This window comes from Pontibacter sp. MBLB2868, from assembly GCF_051904785.1.
Lineage (GTDB): Bacteria > Bacteroidota > Bacteroidia > Cytophagales > Hymenobacteraceae > Pontibacter.
This window is the reverse complement of record NZ_CP196710.1, coordinates 1,055,950-1,073,832: the sequence shown is the minus strand read 5'-3', so window position 1 is coordinate 1,073,832 and position 17,883 is coordinate 1,055,950. Positions and strand designations below refer to the sequence as shown.

Annotated in this window: 20 protein-coding genes; 14 read left to right on the top strand and 6 right to left on the bottom strand. The window is 45.0% G+C overall.

Annotated features, from left to right (window positions below):
• Positions 1-33: 33 nt before the first annotated feature.
• From ACSX1A_RS04790 to ACSX1A_RS04745, 10 genes are all read left to right on the top strand, one after another.
• Positions 34-759 (top strand): VIT1/CCC1 transporter family protein, encoded by a 726-nt coding sequence (locus ACSX1A_RS04790; protein ID WP_439882480.1) that lies wholly within the window; start codon positions 34-36, stop codon positions 757-759.
• Between the two features lie 250 nt (positions 760-1,009).
• Positions 1,010-1,447, top strand: coding sequence for a YsnF/AvaK domain-containing protein (locus ACSX1A_RS04785; protein WP_439882479.1), 438 nt, complete (start codon positions 1,010-1,012; stop codon positions 1,445-1,447).
• Positions 1,448-1,525: 78 nt separating this feature from the next.
• Positions 1,526-2,377, top strand: a complete 852-nt coding sequence (locus ACSX1A_RS04780; protein ID WP_439882478.1) for a YsnF/AvaK domain-containing protein — start codon at positions 1,526-1,528, stop codon at positions 2,375-2,377.
• Between the two features lie 360 nt (positions 2,378-2,737).
• On the top strand, positions 2,738-3,418 hold the full coding sequence (locus tag ACSX1A_RS04775) for a metal-dependent hydrolase (protein ID WP_439882477.1): 681 nt from the start codon (positions 2,738-2,740) through the stop codon (positions 3,416-3,418).
• A gap of 7 nt (positions 3,419-3,425) precedes the next feature.
• On the top strand, positions 3,426-4,208 hold the full coding sequence (locus tag ACSX1A_RS04770; protein WP_439882476.1) for a ParA family protein: 783 nt from the start codon (positions 3,426-3,428) through the stop codon (positions 4,206-4,208).
• A gap of 12 nt (positions 4,209-4,220) precedes the next feature.
• Complete coding sequence (locus tag ACSX1A_RS04765) at positions 4,221-5,138, top strand: ParB/RepB/Spo0J family partition protein (protein ID WP_439882475.1); 918 nt, start codon at positions 4,221-4,223, stop codon at positions 5,136-5,138.
• Between the two features lie 6 nt (positions 5,139-5,144).
• Positions 5,145-5,801 carry a DUF5683 domain-containing protein gene (locus ACSX1A_RS04760; protein WP_439882474.1) on the top strand — a complete coding sequence of 219 codons (657 nt, stop codon included), beginning with the start codon at positions 5,145-5,147 and terminating at the stop codon, positions 5,799-5,801.
• 2 nt (positions 5,802-5,803) lie between these two features.
• Positions 5,804-6,520, top strand: coding sequence for a 4-hydroxy-tetrahydrodipicolinate reductase (gene dapB / locus ACSX1A_RS04755; RefSeq protein ID WP_439882473.1), 717 nt, complete (start codon positions 5,804-5,806; stop codon positions 6,518-6,520).
• A gap of 15 nt (positions 6,521-6,535) precedes the next feature.
• A complete protein-coding gene (gene lepB / locus ACSX1A_RS04750; protein WP_439882472.1) occupies positions 6,536-7,636 on the top strand; it encodes a signal peptidase I in 1,101 nt (366 codons plus the stop codon).
• A gap of 198 nt (positions 7,637-7,834) precedes the next feature.
• Positions 7,835-8,221, top strand: a complete 387-nt coding sequence (locus ACSX1A_RS04745; RefSeq protein ID WP_439882471.1) for a DUF1622 domain-containing protein — start codon at positions 7,835-7,837, stop codon at positions 8,219-8,221.
• Positions 8,222-8,245: 24 nt separating this feature from the next.
• Here the strand turns inward: ACSX1A_RS04745 and ACSX1A_RS04740 are convergent, their stop codons facing one another.
• A complete protein-coding gene (locus ACSX1A_RS04740; RefSeq protein ID WP_439882470.1) occupies positions 8,246-8,437 on the bottom strand; it encodes an ArsC/Spx/MgsR family protein in 192 nt (63 codons plus the stop codon).
• Positions 8,438-8,591: 154 nt separating this feature from the next.
• Here ACSX1A_RS04740 and ACSX1A_RS04735 point away from each other — a divergent pair, with 154 nt between their 5' ends.
• On the top strand, positions 8,592-9,362 hold the full coding sequence (locus tag ACSX1A_RS04735) for an outer membrane lipoprotein-sorting protein (RefSeq protein ID WP_439882469.1): 771 nt from the start codon (positions 8,592-8,594) through the stop codon (positions 9,360-9,362).
• A gap of 74 nt (positions 9,363-9,436) precedes the next feature.
• Here ACSX1A_RS04735 and ung read toward each other — a convergent pair whose 3' ends face one another.
• A complete protein-coding gene (gene ung, locus ACSX1A_RS04730; protein ID WP_439882468.1) occupies positions 9,437-10,099 on the bottom strand; it encodes a uracil-DNA glycosylase in 663 nt (220 codons plus the stop codon).
• A gap of 105 nt (positions 10,100-10,204) precedes the next feature.
• Between ung and apaG the strand changes: the two genes are divergently transcribed.
• The gene (apaG, locus tag ACSX1A_RS04725) at positions 10,205-10,591 is read left to right on the top strand and encodes a Co2+/Mg2+ efflux protein ApaG (RefSeq protein WP_439882467.1); all 387 of its coding nucleotides are present in this window, start codon (positions 10,205-10,207) and stop codon (positions 10,589-10,591) included.
• A gap of 70 nt (positions 10,592-10,661) precedes the next feature.
• A complete protein-coding gene (locus ACSX1A_RS04720) occupies positions 10,662-11,447 on the top strand; it encodes an O-methyltransferase (protein WP_439882466.1) in 786 nt (261 codons plus the stop codon).
• A gap of 18 nt (positions 11,448-11,465) precedes the next feature.
• On the opposite strand, the gene ACSX1A_RS04715 is transcribed toward ACSX1A_RS04720, so the two are convergent.
• The 3 genes from ACSX1A_RS04715 to ACSX1A_RS04705 all read right to left on the bottom strand — a co-directional run bounded on the left by ACSX1A_RS04715 (position 11,466) and on the right by ACSX1A_RS04705 (position 13,749).
• On the bottom strand, positions 11,466-12,236 hold the full coding sequence (locus tag ACSX1A_RS04715) for a DUF695 domain-containing protein (protein ID WP_439882465.1): 771 nt from the start codon (positions 12,234-12,236) through the stop codon (positions 11,466-11,468).
• A gap of 71 nt (positions 12,237-12,307) precedes the next feature.
• A complete protein-coding gene (gene kdsA, locus ACSX1A_RS04710) occupies positions 12,308-13,117 on the bottom strand; it encodes a 3-deoxy-8-phosphooctulonate synthase (RefSeq protein WP_439882464.1) in 810 nt (269 codons plus the stop codon).
• 50 nt (positions 13,118-13,167) lie between these two features.
• Positions 13,168-13,749 carry a methyltransferase gene (locus ACSX1A_RS04705; RefSeq protein ID WP_439882463.1) on the bottom strand — a complete coding sequence of 194 codons (582 nt, stop codon included), beginning with the start codon at positions 13,747-13,749 and terminating at the stop codon, positions 13,168-13,170.
• A gap of 126 nt (positions 13,750-13,875) precedes the next feature.
• Between ACSX1A_RS04705 and ACSX1A_RS04700 the strand changes: the two genes are divergently transcribed.
• Positions 13,876-14,817 carry a hypothetical protein gene (locus ACSX1A_RS04700; protein WP_439882462.1) on the top strand — a complete coding sequence of 314 codons (942 nt, stop codon included), beginning with the start codon at positions 13,876-13,878 and terminating at the stop codon, positions 14,815-14,817.
• A 143-nt stretch (positions 14,818-14,960) separates the two neighbouring features.
• Here ACSX1A_RS04700 and cphA read toward each other — a convergent pair whose 3' ends face one another.
• Positions 14,961-17,588: a cyanophycin synthetase gene (gene cphA, locus ACSX1A_RS04695; RefSeq protein WP_439882461.1), complete on the bottom strand. Its 2,628-nt coding sequence runs from the start codon at positions 17,586-17,588 to the stop codon at positions 14,961-14,963.
• Positions 17,589-17,883 lie beyond the last annotated feature (295 nt).

Here is a 17,883-nt window from a genome sequence, read left to right as displayed (position 1 = left end):
ATGTAATTAACTAATTAGAAGGAGATAAAACCAATGCCCCGTAACCCGGAACAATTGCAGCATACCTCCCTTTATAGCAGGTTCCAAGAGTACCTCGGGGAGTTTGTTTATGGCGGCATGGATGGCTGCGTCACTACATTTGCAGTGGTGGCCGGCTCAGTTGGTGCCGAGTTAAGCAGCTCTGTCATTATTATTCTGGGCTTTGCCAACCTTCTTGCCGATGGCTTCTCCATGTCAGTTGGTGCATACCTTTCCACTAGGTCAGAGTATGACAGTTATGAGAAATTCAAGCGGACGGAAAACCTGGAGATCAAGAATAAACCCAAAGAAGAGGTGCAGGAAATAAGGGAGATCTACAGGTCCAAAGGATTTGAGGGTGAACTTTTGGAACAGGTAGTAGCCGTTATTGTAAAAGATAAGGACAGATGGGTGGATGACATGATGAAAAACGAGCTTGGGTTGATCAAAAATCACAAATCTCCACTCGCCATTGGTACAGTCACCTACATTTCATTTCTGCTGATTGGCATGATCCCTTTGTCTGTTTATATATGGGACTTTTTTACTTCCTCAATCTCGGAGCCTTTCCTTTGGACGTCTGTTTTTACATCTGTTGGTTTTTTGGTGATCGGCTTTCTGAAAAGTTATGTGAACCGCATGAATAAGATTCGGGGTATGCTCGAAACATTTGCTTTGGGTACGATTGCAGCCGGAGTATCCTACTTTGTTGGTGATATATTAGAAGGACTAATAAAGTAGCTGCTACCCTGTAAAGGAAAAAAGCAAAAATTAACCTGCCTCACTTTACCACTTCTTCTCTAAAGAATTAACCCTGCTCACTATAGTTTAAGGGGGACCTGCCAAATAAGCCAGCGTTAATTGAACTATACATATTTTCAATTTAACAGGTTTTTTTAACTATAAGTACTCGATTCCCGTAATATTTAATAAGAATTCAGTATTCTCTTTCTTGTAAAAGATATATTTATATATCTAAAATAGATAATAAATGAGCAAAGACCCAGAAAAAGTACAAAGTTCAGAATTTGAACAGAAATTGCAGCAAAGCAAGCAGTTAAAGCAAGAAGAAAATAGCAGGGTAATACCTGTTATTGAAGAGAAACTGAATATTGGTGTACGAGAAATCGAAAAAGGGAAAGTAACTGTATCTAAGGAAATTCACGAAGAAGTGGTTACTGTAGATGAGCCCTTTGTATCAGAAGAGGTCGATATTCAGCGCGTAGCCAAGAACATATCAATAGATAAGGCACCCGAAGTTAGGCATGAGGGTGACACAATGATCATCCCGGTTATTAAAGAAGAGGTGATCATACAGAAACGCCTAGTGCTTGTCGAAGAACTACACATCACTAAAAAAAGAATAGAAGAACATCACCCACAAGAAGTTACACTTCGAAAAGAAGAAGTGAAGATTGATAGAAAATAAAAGAAATTATATACGAATTATAATAGGGAAGCATGAGAGTCATGCTTTTATTTTGAGACTAAATTAAACACATTAACTATGAAACAGACAGTAATAGGAATATTCGATTATGGCGTAGACGCACAAATGGCAGCACAGGAACTAGAGCGCAGCGGCATTCCTAATAACAATATAGATATAGCCGTTAGAGGCGCTAAAGATAAAACCGGCGGAGCGCCAGCAGGCAATCAGCCAAGCCCATCAAACCCAAATATGGGTGGGCCAACAAACACAACAGCCAATACCACTCCGGACAATAAGAGAGACAGCGATTTTTTTAATTCGCTTTTCGATAACCGGGAAGAGTCCAGCAAATATTATGAGGCCGCAAAGCACGGTTCCATTGTAACAGTACACACTGATTCGAAGGAACAGGCAAAAAAAGCAGCTGAATTACTGGATAAATGTGGTGCCATTGACGTAAACGAACGAACTGCACAGCACAGAAACATTTCCAGTTCAGATAAAGGTAAGTGGACAAACTCCAGTGCTTCTATTCCGGTTGTAGAGGAAAAAATGAACATTGGCAAAAGAGAAGTTGAAACAGGTGGCGTACGAATGAGAAGCCGCATAATTGAGCGTCCGGTGGAAGAAAAACTGCGCTTGCGAGAAGAGCATGTGCACGTTGAGAGAAAGCCGGTTAACCGACCTGCAAATGAAAAAGACCTTGCAGCTTTCAAAAAAAGCGAAACAACTATGACGGAGCACGCCGAAGTGCCCCTGGTAAATAAAGAAGCCCGCGTGGTTGAAGAGGTAAGACTCGGAAAAGACGTGGAACAGCACCAGGAGACCATACGTGGTACGGAGCGTAAAACTGATGTAGACATTGACAGACTTAACTCAAAAGATAAGAACGACGACCTGAACAGAAGAGGTCCTGATAGAAAATAAGGGTTAGTCTATTAGCACAAAAAGAACGGGAGCAGCTTAATAGCTGCTCCCGTTCTTTTTGTGCTAATAATACCAAAATTGCCTGTTTCCAGGCTTTAGCAGCTACTTTTTATTAAATCTGATACGCCTGTTTATTTTACCTGCGCAAAGTCCTATCTAGACCGGCAACTACAAGGAAATCGGCCCCTACCCGTTACATATAAAAGAACTGTGGAACATACGTGGATAAGTCAGTAAAATCGTGGATAAAAAAAGGTATGGAGACGTGGAACACCTCAGTCTTTGTGGTTAAAAAAATGTATCTTTGTGCAAGTTCAGGTATCTTGCGAAGGTAATCTAAAGTCTAAACTTAAAGAGATTATGAAAATAACTTACTACGGACAGTCTTGCTTTTTATTTGAGATCGGAGATAACCGCATCTTATTCGACCCTTTTATCTCCCCTAACGAGTTAGCATCACACATCAATGTAGACGCTATTAAAGCGGACTACATCCTGTTGTCGCATGGCCATGGAGACCATGTGCATGATGCTGAGCAGATAGCCCGAAACAATAACAGCACAATTGTAGCTACTTTTGAGATAACAAACTGGTACGGTGCCAAAGGAATAGAGAACGTGCACCCGATGAATACCGGGGGTAAGGTCACCTTACCGTTTGGCACCGTAAAAATGGTGAATGCCATCCACTCCAGTTCGTTGCCTGACGGTACCTATGCCGGTAGTGCTGCCGGTTTTGTGGTAGAAACCGAAGAGTTCACGTTCTATTTTGCCGGCGACACGGCCCTTACCTACGACATGAAACTCATTCCGGAACAGTTTGACCTTGATTTTGCCCTGCTGCCAATTGGGGACAATTTCACGATGGATATTCATGAGGCGATGATCGCTGCTGATTTTGTGCAGGTAGATAAAGTGATCGGCATGCATTTCGACACTTTCCCTTACATCAAGATCGATCATGAAGAGGTGCAGGAAGTGGCGAATATAGCTGACAAAGAACTTATTTTGATGGAGATAGGTCAAACAATTAACCTATAATTTTAGAATGGGAAAAATAATCGCAGTTGCGAATCAGAAAGGTGGTGTTGGCAAGACAACGACAGCTATCAACCTGGCTGCCAGCTTAGCAGCTTTAGAATATAAAACACTTTTAGTGGATGCAGACCCGCAGGCAAATGCCACATCGGGCCTTGGTTTTGATCCGGCTACCATCACCACCAGCATTTACGAATGTATGGTGGAAGATGTGAACGTGGATGAGATCATACTTCAGTCACCAAACATTGAGTTCCTGGACCTGATCCCTTCGCACATCGACCTGGTGGGTGCGGAAGTGGAAATGATCAACATCCCGAACAGGGAGGAGAAAATGCGAGAAGCATTGAAGCCACTGAAAGACAAGTATGATTATATCATCATAGACTGCTCTCCGTCGCTGGGTCTGATCACGGTGAATTCCTTAACCGCAGCTGATTCGGTTGTGATACCGGTACAATGCGAGTATTTCGCCCTGGAAGGTTTGGGAAAGCTCCTGAACACGATCAAGATCATTCAGTCACGCCTGAATACGGAACTGGCCATTGAAGGCATCCTGCTTACTATGTATGATGTTCGTCTGCGCCTTTCAAACCAGGTAGTGGAAGAGGTGAAAACGCACTTCCAGCAAATGGTGTTCGATACGATCATCCCTAGAAATGTGAAGTTGAGTGAATCGCCAAGCTTTGGTATACCTGCCCTCTTACACGATGCAGAAAGTAAGGGTGCACTAAGTTACCTGAACCTGGCGCGTGAAATTGCAGAGAAGAACAGCGTTGCGCTGGCTAAATAACAGTACGATTACATGTCCGATAACAAGAATACAGCAGCTAAACGTAAAGGCGGTCTCGGTAGAGGCCTTGGCTCTCTCCTGGAGGGCAACAAATACACCGGAAAAACTGAATCTTCCAACAACCTTAACGAAGCCAATACCATCGCAGATATAGCTATTGATCAGATACAGACCAACCCCTACCAGCCCCGCACCCATTTTGATCAGGATGCGCTGGAAGAGTTGGCAGAGTCTATAAGGATTCAAGGCATTATACAGCCAATCACCGTTCGTCAGCTAGACCAGAATACGTACCAGCTGATATCCGGTGAACGCCGTTACCAGGCCTCTAAGATTGCAGGCCTAACAGTTATACCGGCTTATATCCGTAAAGCAGACGACCAGCAAATGCTGGAGATGGCCTTAATTGAGAACATTCAGCGTGAAAACCTGAATGCAATTGAGATAGCCCTCTCCTATCAGCGGTTGTTAACCGAGTGTAGCCTGAAACAGGAGGAACTGGGCGATCGCGTTGGTAAAAAGCGTACGACTGTTACCAATTACCTACGCCTTCTAAAGCTTCCGCCGGATATTCAGATCGCCCTTCGCGATAATCTTATCAGCATGGGGCATGCCCGCGCGCTGATCAATATTGATACCATCGAGCAGCAGCTGGATGTGTTTAAGGAAGTAGTGGCAAAAGAGCTTTCGGTACGCAAGGTAGAAGAACTGGTGCGTAACCTGCAAAACGCCAAGAAAAAGCCGGATGCACAACAAAAGCTTCTGTTCGGAAAGTATGATCAGGAACTTAAAACCGTTGAATCTAAACTTACCTCACAGTTTGGAACCAAAATTCAGGTGAAAGCTAATAACGATGGAAAAGGTGAGATCAAGATCCCGTTTGTATCTGTTGACGAGCTAAACCGAATTTTAGAGATCTTAAATTACTAACACTACATGAAACTGAGAATTGGTGCTGTTTTGTTATTGCTGGGGCTTTTCCAACTCGTTATGTCCTCGGCTACTTTGGCGCAGACCGTAACGGAGGGGCCGGACTCCTTACGCGTACCAGTTTCAGATACGCTGAACGTTGGAAAGGGATTCTTCCTGAGCAAGTGGGACAAACCTGCAAAAGCAGCCCTTTTCTCTGCCATTATCCCCGGTGCCGGTCAGATATACAATAAAGCATACTGGAAAGTACCTATTATCTATGCAACAGGAGGCGTGTTAGGCTATTTCCTGATCGATAATAATAGTAAGTATCAGGATTTCAGGGAGGCGCTTAATAAACGTAATCGTGATTCCAGCGATGTCTATATCAATAACTTTATTTACGGTCTCTATCAATACAAAGGCAACAATGTTCAGACGCAGCGTGGCACAGAAAACTTGCGTTATAGCCGTGACTTTTACCGCCGTAACCGCGACCTCACTATCCTGATCTCCATACTTGCTTATGGGCTAAATATTGCGGAAGCTTATGTTCATGCACATCTAAAGGAATTTGATGTAAGTGAGGACCTTTCCATACGCATACAGCCAGATCTTTTACCGGCACAAGTCCAAAGAGGGGCTTATACACCGGGTATCACCTTTGTTTTATACACAAAATAGAAATGAGAATTCTTTTGATCGGCTATGGTAAAATGGGTAAAACCATTGAACAGATAGCCTTGGCTAAAGGTCATGAAATTATCGGGACCATTGATCACACCAATGCAGATACCCTGCAGCACTATACTTCTGATAACACAGATGTAGCCATAGAATTTACCCATCCGGAGGCTGCCTTTGCCAACGTTTCCTACTGCTTAACCCATGGTATACCAGTTGTGTCTGGCTCTACAGGCTGGCTGGATAAATATGAGGAGGCCGTAAAGCTTTGCCAGGAGAACAAAGGAGCTTTCTTTTATGCGTCAAATTATAGTGTGGGCGTCAACCTGTTCTTCCACTTCAATGAGTATATAGCCAGCAAAATGCAGGCATACCCTGCTTATGAAGTAGCTATCCGCGAGGTGCACCATCTTCAGAAAGTAGATAAGCCTAGCGGCACAGGTATCACAACAGCAGAGGGCATATTATCCAGCTATAAAAATCTGGAAGGCTGGGTTGCTGATAATCCGGAAGAAAAGACTAAATTAAACATTGCTTCTGAGCGCGAACCAGATGTAGTAGGCACACATATTGTAACCTATAGCTCTGATGTAGACCAAATTGAACTTGGCCATATTGCCCACAGCCGAACCGGTTTTGCCGATGGTGCTGTGATGGCAGCAGTCTGGCTTGCTGGCCGCCAGGGCGTTTACGGCATGAAAGACATGCTTAACCTGTAACCATAGAAATTGCAGATGAAAGTTAAATTCTGGGAAAATAAACCAGTAACCAAAGAACCAAAGAAGAAAAAAAGCTTTGCCCGCGAATGGGGTGATGCTATTTTATTCGCCGTTATTGCAGCCAGCCTTATCCGCTGGGCCACCTTCGAGGCCTATACCATCCCGACGCCCTCCATGGAGAAGTCGCTACTGGTAGGAGACTTCCTGTTTGTGAGCAAGCTGCATTATGGCCCCCGCACACCTATGACACCCCTGCAGATTCCGCTGACGCACCAGACGATCTGGGGTACCAATATCCCCTCCTACTCTGATGCTATTCAGTTGCCGTCTTTCAGGTTACCGGGTTTCTCAGAAGTAAAAAGAGGTGATGTAGTAGTATTCAACTTCCCTCCGGAAGAGCAGCACCCCGCTGACCTGCGTACCAATTATATTAAAAGAGCAATTGGCTTACCAGGCGATTCGCTGAGCATCCGCGACATGCAGGTATACATCAACGGAAAGGCAATGGAAAACCCTGCAGGAATGCAGTTCAAGTACTTCGTTTCTACGGACAATATACTTAACCAGGATTTCTTCCTGGACCGTGATATTACAGACGTTATCCGCTGGCAGGGAGGTTATATAGTAGACACTTCTCCTGAAAAAGCCAAAGCTCTTGCATCTCTTGACTTCATCAAGGAAACCATGTTGCTAAAAGAGATACCTGGTAAAGCTGATCCGGAGGTGTTCCCGAATGTACCAAGCATGTATGACTGGAACAAAGATAATTTCGGACCTCTTTACATACCACAGGAAGGAGCCACGATTGCTATCAATGAAAAAACACTACCTCTTTATGAACGTGTGATTCTAAAGTATGAGCACAATGACAACGCAGAGGTTCGGGATGGCAAATTATACCTGGACGGCAAAGAAGTAAACAGCTACACGTTTAAGCAGAACTACTATTTTATGATGGGTGACAACCGCCACAACTCCCTGGACTCAAGATACTGGGGCTTTGTGCCAGCCGATCATATAGTAGGGAAAGCAGTTATGATCTGGATGTCTACTGACCCTAACGGCACTTTCCTGAACAAGATCAGGTGGAACCGCATCTTCAATATTATTGACTAAGTCAAAATTCATGAAATAAAAGAGCCAGGCCTAACAGCCTGGCTCTTTTTGTTTTATGGCAGATACGTAATATCAGAGAGCTTATTCCTGAAACTCTTAAAACCTGATTCGGGAAGAGGTCGTTACTAAGCAATAGTTTTCTTATCACGTCAGGTGCGTAGAGCCAAATCATATACTCCTGATGCACAGAAACAACCTATGGATATTATTAGAATCTATATTGAGTACATTGCCCGCATAATAGAAGGGATTGGAGTTGTGATCATCTCCTTTGGGGCCGCTATTGCTTTGATCCGTTTTATATTTCCGGTTTTACAAGCTAAAAGGGGCACTTACAAACAGTTAAGACAGGATTTAGGTAAGGCAATTTTATTGGGACTGGAAATATTGGTTGCAGCCGACATTATTGCTACCGTTGTTACAGAACCGACCATGGAAAGGGTGCTAACATTAGGGCTTGTCGTTCTGATCCGTACCTTCCTTAGCTTATCGCTGCAGGTGGAACTGGAAGGGAAGTTTCCCTGGGACCAAGACACTAGTAAAGGTAAATCAGATCACCTGGAAGGCGCTAAATCAACTATCTAATCTAACAAAGGCACTGGTTCTACATTAAATGATGTTCAGTACGTTTTCAGGCGGCCTGCCAAGTACTGCCTTATTATCCCTGACCACAATTGGCCGTTCGATAAGTACCGGGTGTTCCACCATTACCTGTATCCATTCTTGATCAGTTAGCTGCTTGCCTTTAAAGCTGTCTTTATACAACTGCTCCCCTTTCCGCAGCAGCTGCTCTGGTTTCATGTTCAGCTTTTGCTGCACCTGGGGTTATGGTAAATTCTTATCATGCTAGTAGTCTATTTATCATTTAAATTACAGATATGCCGCACAAATTTCAAGCACATATGGTGATCAGGAGGCATTTTTGTAAATTTCGCCCTAAATCTACAAATACTCTATGAAAAAGATCCTGTTTACCTGTGCCTGCTTAGCATGCATTTGCTTAGCCAGCTTTAGCCTGATGGGCTTTAACTCCCCTAAAAAAGACAAATCAGTCTCCAATGCCCATGAGCTCGTTAAAGCCATGCACAACCGATGGCATAAAAAGTGGTATCCAAATTTTGCCTTTGACCAAAAAGCTATCTTCTATGAAAAAGATCAGGTAACCAAAGAAGAAGTATGGCAGGAGGTTTATAGCCAGCCGGGGAACCTGAGCATCCGATTCAATGGCTTTGAAAGCGGCAACGGTATCATTTTCAATAATGACTCCCTGTATACGTTTCATGATAACCAGTTGCAAAGCAAAGTACCACAGATACACCCTTTGATACTACTCCTGTTTGATGTGTATTACCTGCAACCTGAAACAACAATAAACAAGCTGAACAGCCTCGGCTTTAACCTGGATAAAATGACTCAGGCTACATGGCAAGGCAGGGACGCTTACGTTGTTGGCACAACGGACGCTCAGGATAATACTACTCCCCAATTCTGGGTGGATAAAGAAAGGCTCTACGTTGTACGTGTGTTAACCAACCCGAAAGGCACTCCAAGGGATGTGGAAATGAATAACTACCAGCTGATAGATAACAATTGGGTTGCTACAGACATCGTTTTTAAAACAGACGGGAAACTCACTTTAAAGGAAGAATACTTTAATATACGCTTTCCAAAGAAAAGCTCACCTTCCTGGTTTGATCCTGAGCAGTTTGAGTCTGCCAGGTGGTAACTTTTGAACTACTATAAAATCAAAGGCCGGTAAAACAATTTTACCGGCCTTTGATTTTAAACAGATGACATGTCCTACCAGTCAATGGGCTCTTTGCCATGTTCCTGCAGGTACTTATTCGCTTTACTAAAGTGTTTGCTTCCAAAAAAACCTCTGTCTGCTGCAAACGGAGAAGGGTGTGCAGCTTTTAGCACCAGGTGCTTTTGTTCATCTATAAATGCTCCTTTTTTTTGTGCATAGGCTCCCCACAGCATAAACACGACATGCTCCTTCAGGTCGTTCACCTTCTTTACCACAGCATCCGTAAACTCTTCCCATCCCTTTTTCTGATGAGAACCAGCATTACCAGCTCTAACTGTGAGCGTGGCATTTAATAACAATACCCCTTGCTGCGCCCACCTTTCAAGGTTTCCTGTGGCTGGCAGGTCCTTGCCCAGGTCCCCTTTTATCTCTTTAAATATGTTTAGCAACGACGGGGGTGTCCTTACTTCATCGCTCACCGAAAAAGCTAGCCCATTAGCCTGGTTGGGGCCGTGGTAAGGGTCCTGGCCCAGAATTACGACCTTTACCTCGTCAAACGGGCACATTTTAAACGCATTAAAGATCAGATTACCGGGAGGGTAAACTTTTTGAGAATTGTATTCGTCTTTAACATATGAGACAAGATCTTTGAAATATGGTTTTTCAAATTCATCTTGCAGCACATTTTGCCAGCTTTCTTCTATCTTTACATTCATTGAGCGGTTGGGGCTAATGGGTTTGGTGAAAAAATGGGAAACTGTACCTACGATAGCAATGCCTCTAACGTAAATAGTTTCTAATTATACAAAAAACTCTGTAACATGGATACAAAAACTACAGAAGGTGTTAAAGTTTCGGTTACCACAAATTACCTTCCAGACTACTCAAGTCCTGTGCAGCAGCATTATGTATTTGCATATAAGATAAGTATAGAGAACAATTCTGAATTTACTGTCAAACTCCTCCGGCGCCACTGGTATATACACGATGCTACCGGGCTTGTTCGGGAAGTGGAAGGTGAAGGTGTTGTCGGGCAGCAGCCTGTGCTGGAGCCTGGTGAATCGCATGAATATGTTTCCGGATGTAACCTGAAAACAAATCTGGGTAAAATGCGGGGCACTTATCTGATGGAGCGTATGGTGGACGGGAAGAAATTTGACGTCACTATTCCGGAGTTTACCCTGATTGTGCCTTATACTTTAAACTAATCGGTAAAAACCATTTTTGAGGCTGCGCCTTACATTACCTCTTAACAATCGATCCCTAAATAATTTACGAGTGCTACCCTTCCACCTGGCTACCCATTACCTGCTTTACTGTTTAAGATCGTTTAAACTTCATGGGGTACACTCCCCTTTTGTCTTTGACCTGAACAAGCACGTGATCCGCCACGACGGCCATTTTGCTGCCTACGATAAGGTGGAGGCATTGCGCCAGGATTTGTTAAACGACGAAACCGAACTACAGGTAACTGACTTTGGCGCAGGACCGCTGGCAGGTAAAAGAAAGACACGACAGGTAAAGGAGATTGCTAAAACTTCGGCTAAACCAGCAAAATATGGTCAGCTGCTGTTTCGTTTGGTAAACCATTTCCAACCGCAAACTATTTTTGACCTTGGCACATCACTGGGTGTCACTACCAGTTACCAGGCAGAGGCCTGTAAAGAAGCCACGGTGTATACTTTTGAAGGATGCCCCAATATTGCCCGTGTAGCACAGGAAAACTTCTGCAAACTGGGGCTAAACCAGGTTCAGACAGTAATCGGAAACCTGGATGAAACGCTCCCGCAACTGGTGCAGCAGGTAGATACGCTTGATTATGTGTTTTTTGACGGGAATCACCGCTACGAACCTACCATGCGTTACTTTAATGCCTGCTTAGAAAAACACCACGAAGGCAGTGTTTTCGTGATCGATGACCTGTACTGGTCAGCGGAAATGACGCAGGCCTGGGAGGAAATAAAGAAGCACCCGAAGGTGCTTCAAACTGTAGACTTATTTTATATCGGCCTGGTGTTTTTCAGAACCACACAGCCTAAAGAACACTTTTCACTATACTACTAGGTCACTACGAACCAGGCTTTACCCGTTTTCCTGTACAACCTGCGTTTCCCAGCCGTCAAACTCCCCGTCATGCTCCACTGCAAGCTGCTGCAGCATTTCGGTCACCAGGTAGATCGTTTCTTCATCGGCTCGGCTCTCCCGCATCAGCACCAGTTTATACGGCACTTCCGGGTCAGCTTCGTACACTGACTCCTCCTCCACTGAAAACCCGTTGCCTTTAACCTCCTCTACTACTGCGGCTCTGTCGGGCTCAGTTCTGAAATAGAGGGTATACGTTATCTGCCGGGGGATATAGGCCTGATCTCCCTGCTCTTCAAGCAAACGGAGCATCTTATTGTTCTGAATGCGCAACAAGCTTTCCTCGTCAGGATACAGGTAATCAAAGTATACATCCCAGTCCGGGTCCTCCTGAATCTGGTGCTCAAAAGTATACTCCGGGAACTGCTGCCGCAGTTCATCTATCATTTGCTCCACAAGCAGTGTGTCACCGCTATAAAAGTAAAATCCGCGGCGTGCATTATTCAGTGTTTTGCCCACAAAAGTGGCTTCCAGTTTCTCCTCAAAACTGTTTACCAGCACGTCCTCTATCTCCTCCAGTTTCTCCCATTCTTCATTTTCCGGAAAACCATCGGCATTTGATGTGAGCAGGCCGGCTGCCACTTCGATCAGGTATGGCTTGTCTGCCAGGGGGGCCAGGTCAAAGAGGCCCAGGTCCACGCTAATAAATGCAGGAGCTTCTTCCAGGTAGCAGAAATAAACATCCCAATCCTGCTGATAATCGCTGTTCATAGTATAGAACTGTATTTTGTAGCGTCTAATAACCACTTCAGGCCATTTGCCAGAAGTGCAAAAGCATCTTATTATCGAATCGCTTCCCTGATCCGGACAAGTTTGCTGAGCAGTACCTCCAGTTGATCGAGGGGCAGCATGTTGGCACCATCAGATTTTGCCACGCTTGGCTGCGGATGCGTCTCGATAAATAAGCCGTCTGCCCCTACTGCGATAGCTGCTTTGGCAATGGTTTCGATCAGGGCTGGCTGCCCTCCTGTTACGCCGGAACTCTGGTTAGGGCGCTGCAATGAATGCGTAACGTCCATCACCACGGGTGCGCCTGTCACCTGCATCTCCGGTATGTTCCGGAAATCCACGATCAGATCGGAATAGCCGAAGCTGTTGCCTCTGTCAGTAAGTATAACCTTTTCGTTACCGGACTCACGTACTTTATTTACGGCAAAACGCATGGCTTCTCCGGATAAAAACTGCCCTTTTTTGATATTTACCACTTTGCCAGTATTTGCCGCTGCCACCAACAGGTCTGTCTGGCGGCATAGGAAAGCAGGTATCTGCAATACATCCACATATTCGGCGGCCATCGCAGCCTCTGCCGACTCATGTATATCCGTAACAGTAGGAATACCGAACTCCTGGCTTACCTTCTGCAGGATACGGAGCGCTTTTTCATCTCCAATTCCTGTAAAACTATCGAGCCGGGAGCGGTTCGCTTTTCGGTAAGAGCCTTTAAAAATTAGCGGAATGCGCAGTTTATCCGAAATGGTGGTCAGGCGTTCAGCTATTTGCAGGGCCATCTCTTCTCCTTCTATGGCACATGGGCCAGCCATCAGGAAAAAATTTCCGCTATCTGTGTGTTTTAATTTAGGTATATCAAACATGGTCAAATGCTTTATTAATGATCTTTATGCATGGCAAAGATAATTAGAATTTAAAGAGTTAACTCAATAAAAAGCTCTCTCCCCTGCCTGGCCGGAAGAGAGTTATAGGCTGTTTCAAAGTGCAGGAAGTTGAAGTAAGGTTCAAAGTATACGCTGTATTCTTCCCGACTACCGCCAAAAGGAGGACCCGGGTTTTCAAAAACAGTATTAAATAACAAACCCATCAGCTTTCCTCCGGGCTTTAACAGTTCCGCACATTTACGGGCATACGCCTGGCGTAGAGCAGGATCTATGGCGCAGAAAAAGGTCTGCTCCACAATCAGATCATACTTGCCGCTCAATATAAAGAAATCGGCTAACAGGAGATGCTCTTTGGGGAAATCAGGTACGCGCCGGGCAAAATTTTCAAGGGGGGCCTTTGCCACATCTACTACAAAAACATTAGTAAAACCATGCGCATGAAGATATTCTGCTTCATAGGCATTGCCACTTCCAGGGATCAGGATGCGAATGTCCTTATCTGAAAGCTGCTTAAAATATTCTTCCAAAGGCGGCGTTATAGTACCTGTATCCCAACCTGTTTGGTTCTTTTCATAACGATTCTGCCAATAGGCAGCTGAATCCTGTGTCATACTAGTACGTATATAGTGTTATTTTTTTATATTTGATACTTGTCTTCGCTATAGCAGTTCCTAAAATACCAAATACTACGCAAAGGCAAGTAAACATAAAAACAACGATAACTAAACTCAATCCTTATGTCAGTGAACACTCCTGAAAATAGAAGCAACCGCAAACTGTTGATCGGGGGCCTTCTTGTAGTCCTGCTAAGTATAAACGGCATCCTGATCTACATGAACTACCAGAAAAAAGAAAAGACCGAAGAGCAGGCTGAAGTTATCCGTGTTAAAAACAGCGAGCTTGAAAACCAGATCAAAGTATACGAGGACCTGAAAGCGGATTTTGAACGCCAGAGCCAGGAGTTACAGGCTATGGGCCTGGAGAATGATTCGCTGGAAGCAAAGATATCTGCGATTAGTTCAGACCTGCAACAGCTTCGTGGCTTCAGAAAGAGCAGCTATAGCCTGGCTGACCAGCGCCGCTTCCGTGACAGAGCTTCCGCTTTTGAGAAGCAGCTGAAGGAAAAAGATACCGAAATCGCCAGGCTAAAAGAGGACAATGAAGTGCTCGTAACCGAAAACACAGACCTGAAGACGACCAGAACACGTCTGGCTGATAGCCTGAGCACCATGAAAACAACTAACATGGGCTTAAGCGAGAAAGTAAAGGTAGCATCTAAGCTGGAAGCGCAGAATATCAACGTGCATATCATCAACCAGCGTGGTAAGGAAAAAGACGATGACGACAATGAGTACCGTGCCAAGCGCGTAGATAAGATCCGGGTTGTTTTTAAGCTCGCCAAGAATGATGTAGCTGCCAAAGAACCTAAAACAGTTTACATGCGCCTGATCGAGCCAGACGGAGCTGCCCTTTACAACCTTTCTATGGGTTCAGGCACTTTCCAGATCGATGGCGAGGACATGTACTACACTGCCAAACGCGATTTCGTTTTTGATAACACACAGCAGCAACTAAGCTTCCTGTACGATAAAAATGCCGGATATAAAAAAGGCCAGCATACTATTGAGCTATACACAGATGGCTTTTTGATCGGTAAAACCAATTTTGTGCTTAAATAGCCTTGATTAAACCTAACTACAGAAGCCCCTGCACTTGCAGGGGCTTTTTTTATGGGTGTGCATGGGGCATAAAAAAAGCCCCAGTCCTAAGGAAGGGGCTTTAGTCCATCGTTCACATGTATTATAATCTGGTAACGTTATTTTTATTCTACCAGTATCTTTCGGTCCTGTATAACTTTAAAACTTTCCACCATTTTAACAGATTCCTGTACATCCTCGGTAAAGATGGCAATAAACGAACCATGCTCGCCATGCTCCAGGGCATAGGCAATGGCGCGCATCTCCTCTGGTATTAATTTTACCGGTTTATCTGGCGCCACATCTTCAATGCCCTGCATAATCGGCCCGACAATCTCCTCGGCTGTCTTGCCGCGCAGGTCCGCATCCAGGCGCACAATCACCTCATCAAATATCTCCCCTGCCACACGGCCTATTTCATAGAAGTCTTCAGAGCGCCGGTCTCCCACACCGGCAATAATGCCGATCTTCTTGGTTGCATCCAGCTCATTCATAAACTCACCGATAGCCATTAGTCCTCCAACATTATGCGCATAATCGATCAGTACATCAAAATGAGGGAACTTGAACAGGTTCATACGCCCTGGTGTTTTAGCCGGTGATGGTATAAAGGTGCGCAGGGCAGTTTTAATATCTTCTATCTCAAAATGAGAAATATAACCTGCCAGTACAGCGGCCAGAATATTCTGTATATTAAACTTGGCTTTGCCCCCAAATGTAAGTGGCACATCCGCAACACGGTCAATCCGGATCTTATAGCTGTTTTTGAAGATCGAAATATAGCCATTCTCAAAAACAGCTGCCAGTCCGCCCTTCGCAATATGCTTCAGGATGCGCGGATTGGACTCATCCATGCTGAAAAAAGCCACCTTACAATCAACCTCATCTGCCATGGCAAACACCAGGTCATCGTCAGCGTTCAGAATAGCATAACCATCCTTACTCACACTTTTCGGAATTACAGCTTTTACCTGCGCCAGTTCATCCAGGGTATGGATGTCGCGCAGCCCCAGGTGATCTGAGCTCACGTTAGTAACGATACCAATGTCACACTGCTGAAACCCTAGTCCGGAGCGCAAAAGCCCTCCCCGGGCACATTCCAGCACAGCAAAATTCACTGTCGGGTCTTTTAAAACAAATTCTGCACTGTAGGAGCCTGTGGTATCACCTTTCTCCAACAGTTTGTCCTGAATGTAAATGCCGTCGGTGGTCGTATACCCTACCTGGTAGCCTTTTGCCTTCACCATGTGTGCGATGAGTCGTGTGGTGGTCGTTTTGCCATTGGTACCAGTAACAGCGATGATCGGGATACGTGATGACTTACCGTGCGGAAAGAGCATGTCTATAACAGGTTCGGCCACGTTGCGGGCAAGGCCAAAGGTAGGTGAAATGTGCATTCTGAAACCAGGTGCTGCATTCACTTCCAGCACGGCACCGCGGGCCTCATTCAATGGGATGGCGATGTCGGTGGTCATCACATCAATCCCACAGATATCCAACCCGATCAGGCCGGCAATACGCTCTGCCATCAGAATATTGTAAGGGTCCACGAGGTCAGTCACGTCAGTTGCCGTACCACCCGTACTAATATTGGCCGTGCTCTTCAGGTACAGCACTTCGCCAGCCGGCAGCACCGACTTAGACGTTAGGTTCTGGGCTTTCAGAATGTTTCGGGTGTGTTTATCGATCTTAATTTTCGTAAGCACTTTCTCGTGCCCTATACCCCGCCTTGGATCTCTGTTCTCTTTGTCTATCAGCTGCTTAACGGTAGCACTACCATCGCCTTTCACCATGGCCGGGGTACGTTTTGCTGCTGCCACAAACTTTCCGTTAATAACCAGCAATCTGAAATCGAATCCCTGAATGTATTGCTCCACAATTACGCCTTCCGAAAACCTTTTAGCTTCTGTAAAGCCCTTTTGAGCATCTTTCAGGTTCATGATGTTGATGGTAGCCCCTTTCCCGTGGTTGCCATCCAGTGGTTTGATCACCAGCGGAAAACCCAGCCAGTTGATAGCCTTTTTCAAATCCTCCTGCGATGATACAGTTGTTCCTCTCGGAACCGGAATACCAGCCTCGTCAAGCATGTCTTTCGTTGCCTTTTTATCACCGGCTATTTCAACGGCAAAACAGGCCGTTTTACAGGTCATAGTGGCCTGGATGCGCCTTTGATACACGCCATAACCCAGTTGGATCAGGGAGTGCCGGTTGAGGCGTATATAAGGTATGCCACGGCTGACAGCTTCAGATATGATGGAATAGGTGCTTGGGCCAAAGTATTCGTCTTCCCGGATCTGGTGCAGGCGGCTGATATCATCAAACAATCGTACTTTTTCGCCCCTGGCCAGCGCCTCCGTCATTCGTACGGCAGTGTATGCGGCATGCTCGCCGGCTCGCTCCTCCTGGTACGAGAACACCACATACAATTGCCCCTCTTCCCGGGCCGGATAGCAACGGCCGTAGCCACACTCCATCCCTGCCATTGTTTGTAGTTCCAGGGCTACGTGCTGCACCACATGCCCTAGCGTAGTGCCTTCCTCCACGGTTTTAAAGAAACCGCCTTCTACTCCCTCTGTGGAGCGGTGGCTTTTCATGCCCGGAAAGGTCTTTTTCAGGCGTTGCAGGAAATGGGGTATTTCGTTTGTTAGTTTCTGGCTGAAATCATCCAGCGTAAGTTTGATTACAATAATTTTGGGGTGCTTTATCGACCAGTAATTAGGTCCGCGCATGACACGCAAATCTGTAATTTTCATTTGTAAGTAATTCTGCTGGTGCAATTCTAAATTTCTCTACTTTTTGTTGCTTAAGCTTTCTAAGCCCTACCCTGGCATGTTACAGAAAGAATATGATTCTTTGCATCGTGTTTAAATATGCCAGCACAAGAGAAGAACGTTTCTTTGCTACGGATGATGGTTGTTAGTAGAATCAGGTTATTAGAAGGTAAATAGTTATACTTTTAGTTAAGTTGATTACGGTAATTTGCACTAAAAGATTGGTGTAAAAGCGAAATAAAGCACCTGAGGAAAACAAAAAACCCCAACAGGCAAA

Coding starts and splice junctions, on each gene's coding strand:
- ACSX1A_RS04790 (WP_439882480.1), top strand. CDS start 34: ATGCCCCGTAACCCGGAACAATTGCAGCATACCTCCCTTTATAGCAGG.
- ACSX1A_RS04785 (WP_439882479.1), top strand. CDS start 1,010: ATGAGCAAAGACCCAGAAAAAGTACAAAGTTCAGAATTTGAACAGAAA.
- ACSX1A_RS04780 (WP_439882478.1), top strand. CDS start 1,526: ATGAAACAGACAGTAATAGGAATATTCGATTATGGCGTAGACGCACAA.
- ACSX1A_RS04775 (WP_439882477.1), top strand. CDS start 2,738: ATGAAAATAACTTACTACGGACAGTCTTGCTTTTTATTTGAGATCGGA.
- ACSX1A_RS04770 (WP_439882476.1), top strand. CDS start 3,426: ATGGGAAAAATAATCGCAGTTGCGAATCAGAAAGGTGGTGTTGGCAAG.
- ACSX1A_RS04765 (WP_439882475.1), top strand. CDS start 4,221: ATGTCCGATAACAAGAATACAGCAGCTAAACGTAAAGGCGGTCTCGGT.
- ACSX1A_RS04760 (WP_439882474.1), top strand. CDS start 5,145: ATGAAACTGAGAATTGGTGCTGTTTTGTTATTGCTGGGGCTTTTCCAA.
- dapB (WP_439882473.1), top strand. CDS start 5,804: ATGAGAATTCTTTTGATCGGCTATGGTAAAATGGGTAAAACCATTGAA.
- lepB (WP_439882472.1), top strand. CDS start 6,536: ATGAAAGTTAAATTCTGGGAAAATAAACCAGTAACCAAAGAACCAAAG.
- ACSX1A_RS04745 (WP_439882471.1), top strand. CDS start 7,835: ATGGATATTATTAGAATCTATATTGAGTACATTGCCCGCATAATAGAA.
- ACSX1A_RS04740 (WP_439882470.1), bottom strand. CDS start 8,437: ATGAAACCAGAGCAGCTGCTGCGGAAAGGGGAGCAGTTGTATAAAGAC.
- ACSX1A_RS04735 (WP_439882469.1), top strand. CDS start 8,592: ATGAAAAAGATCCTGTTTACCTGTGCCTGCTTAGCATGCATTTGCTTA.
- ung (WP_439882468.1), bottom strand. CDS start 10,099: ATGAATGTAAAGATAGAAGAAAGCTGGCAAAATGTGCTGCAAGATGAA.
- apaG (WP_439882467.1), top strand. CDS start 10,205: ATGGATACAAAAACTACAGAAGGTGTTAAAGTTTCGGTTACCACAAAT.
- ACSX1A_RS04715 (WP_439882465.1), bottom strand. CDS start 12,236: ATGAACAGCGATTATCAGCAGGATTGGGATGTTTATTTCTGCTACCTG.
- kdsA (WP_439882464.1), bottom strand. CDS start 13,117: ATGTTTGATATACCTAAATTAAAACACACAGATAGCGGAAATTTTTTC.
- ACSX1A_RS04705 (WP_439882463.1), bottom strand. CDS start 13,749: ATGACACAGGATTCAGCTGCCTATTGGCAGAATCGTTATGAAAAGAAC.
- ACSX1A_RS04700 (WP_439882462.1), top strand. CDS start 13,876: ATGTCAGTGAACACTCCTGAAAATAGAAGCAACCGCAAACTGTTGATC.
- cphA (WP_439882461.1), bottom strand. CDS start 17,588: ATGAAAATTACAGATTTGCGTGTCATGCGCGGACCTAATTACTGGTCG.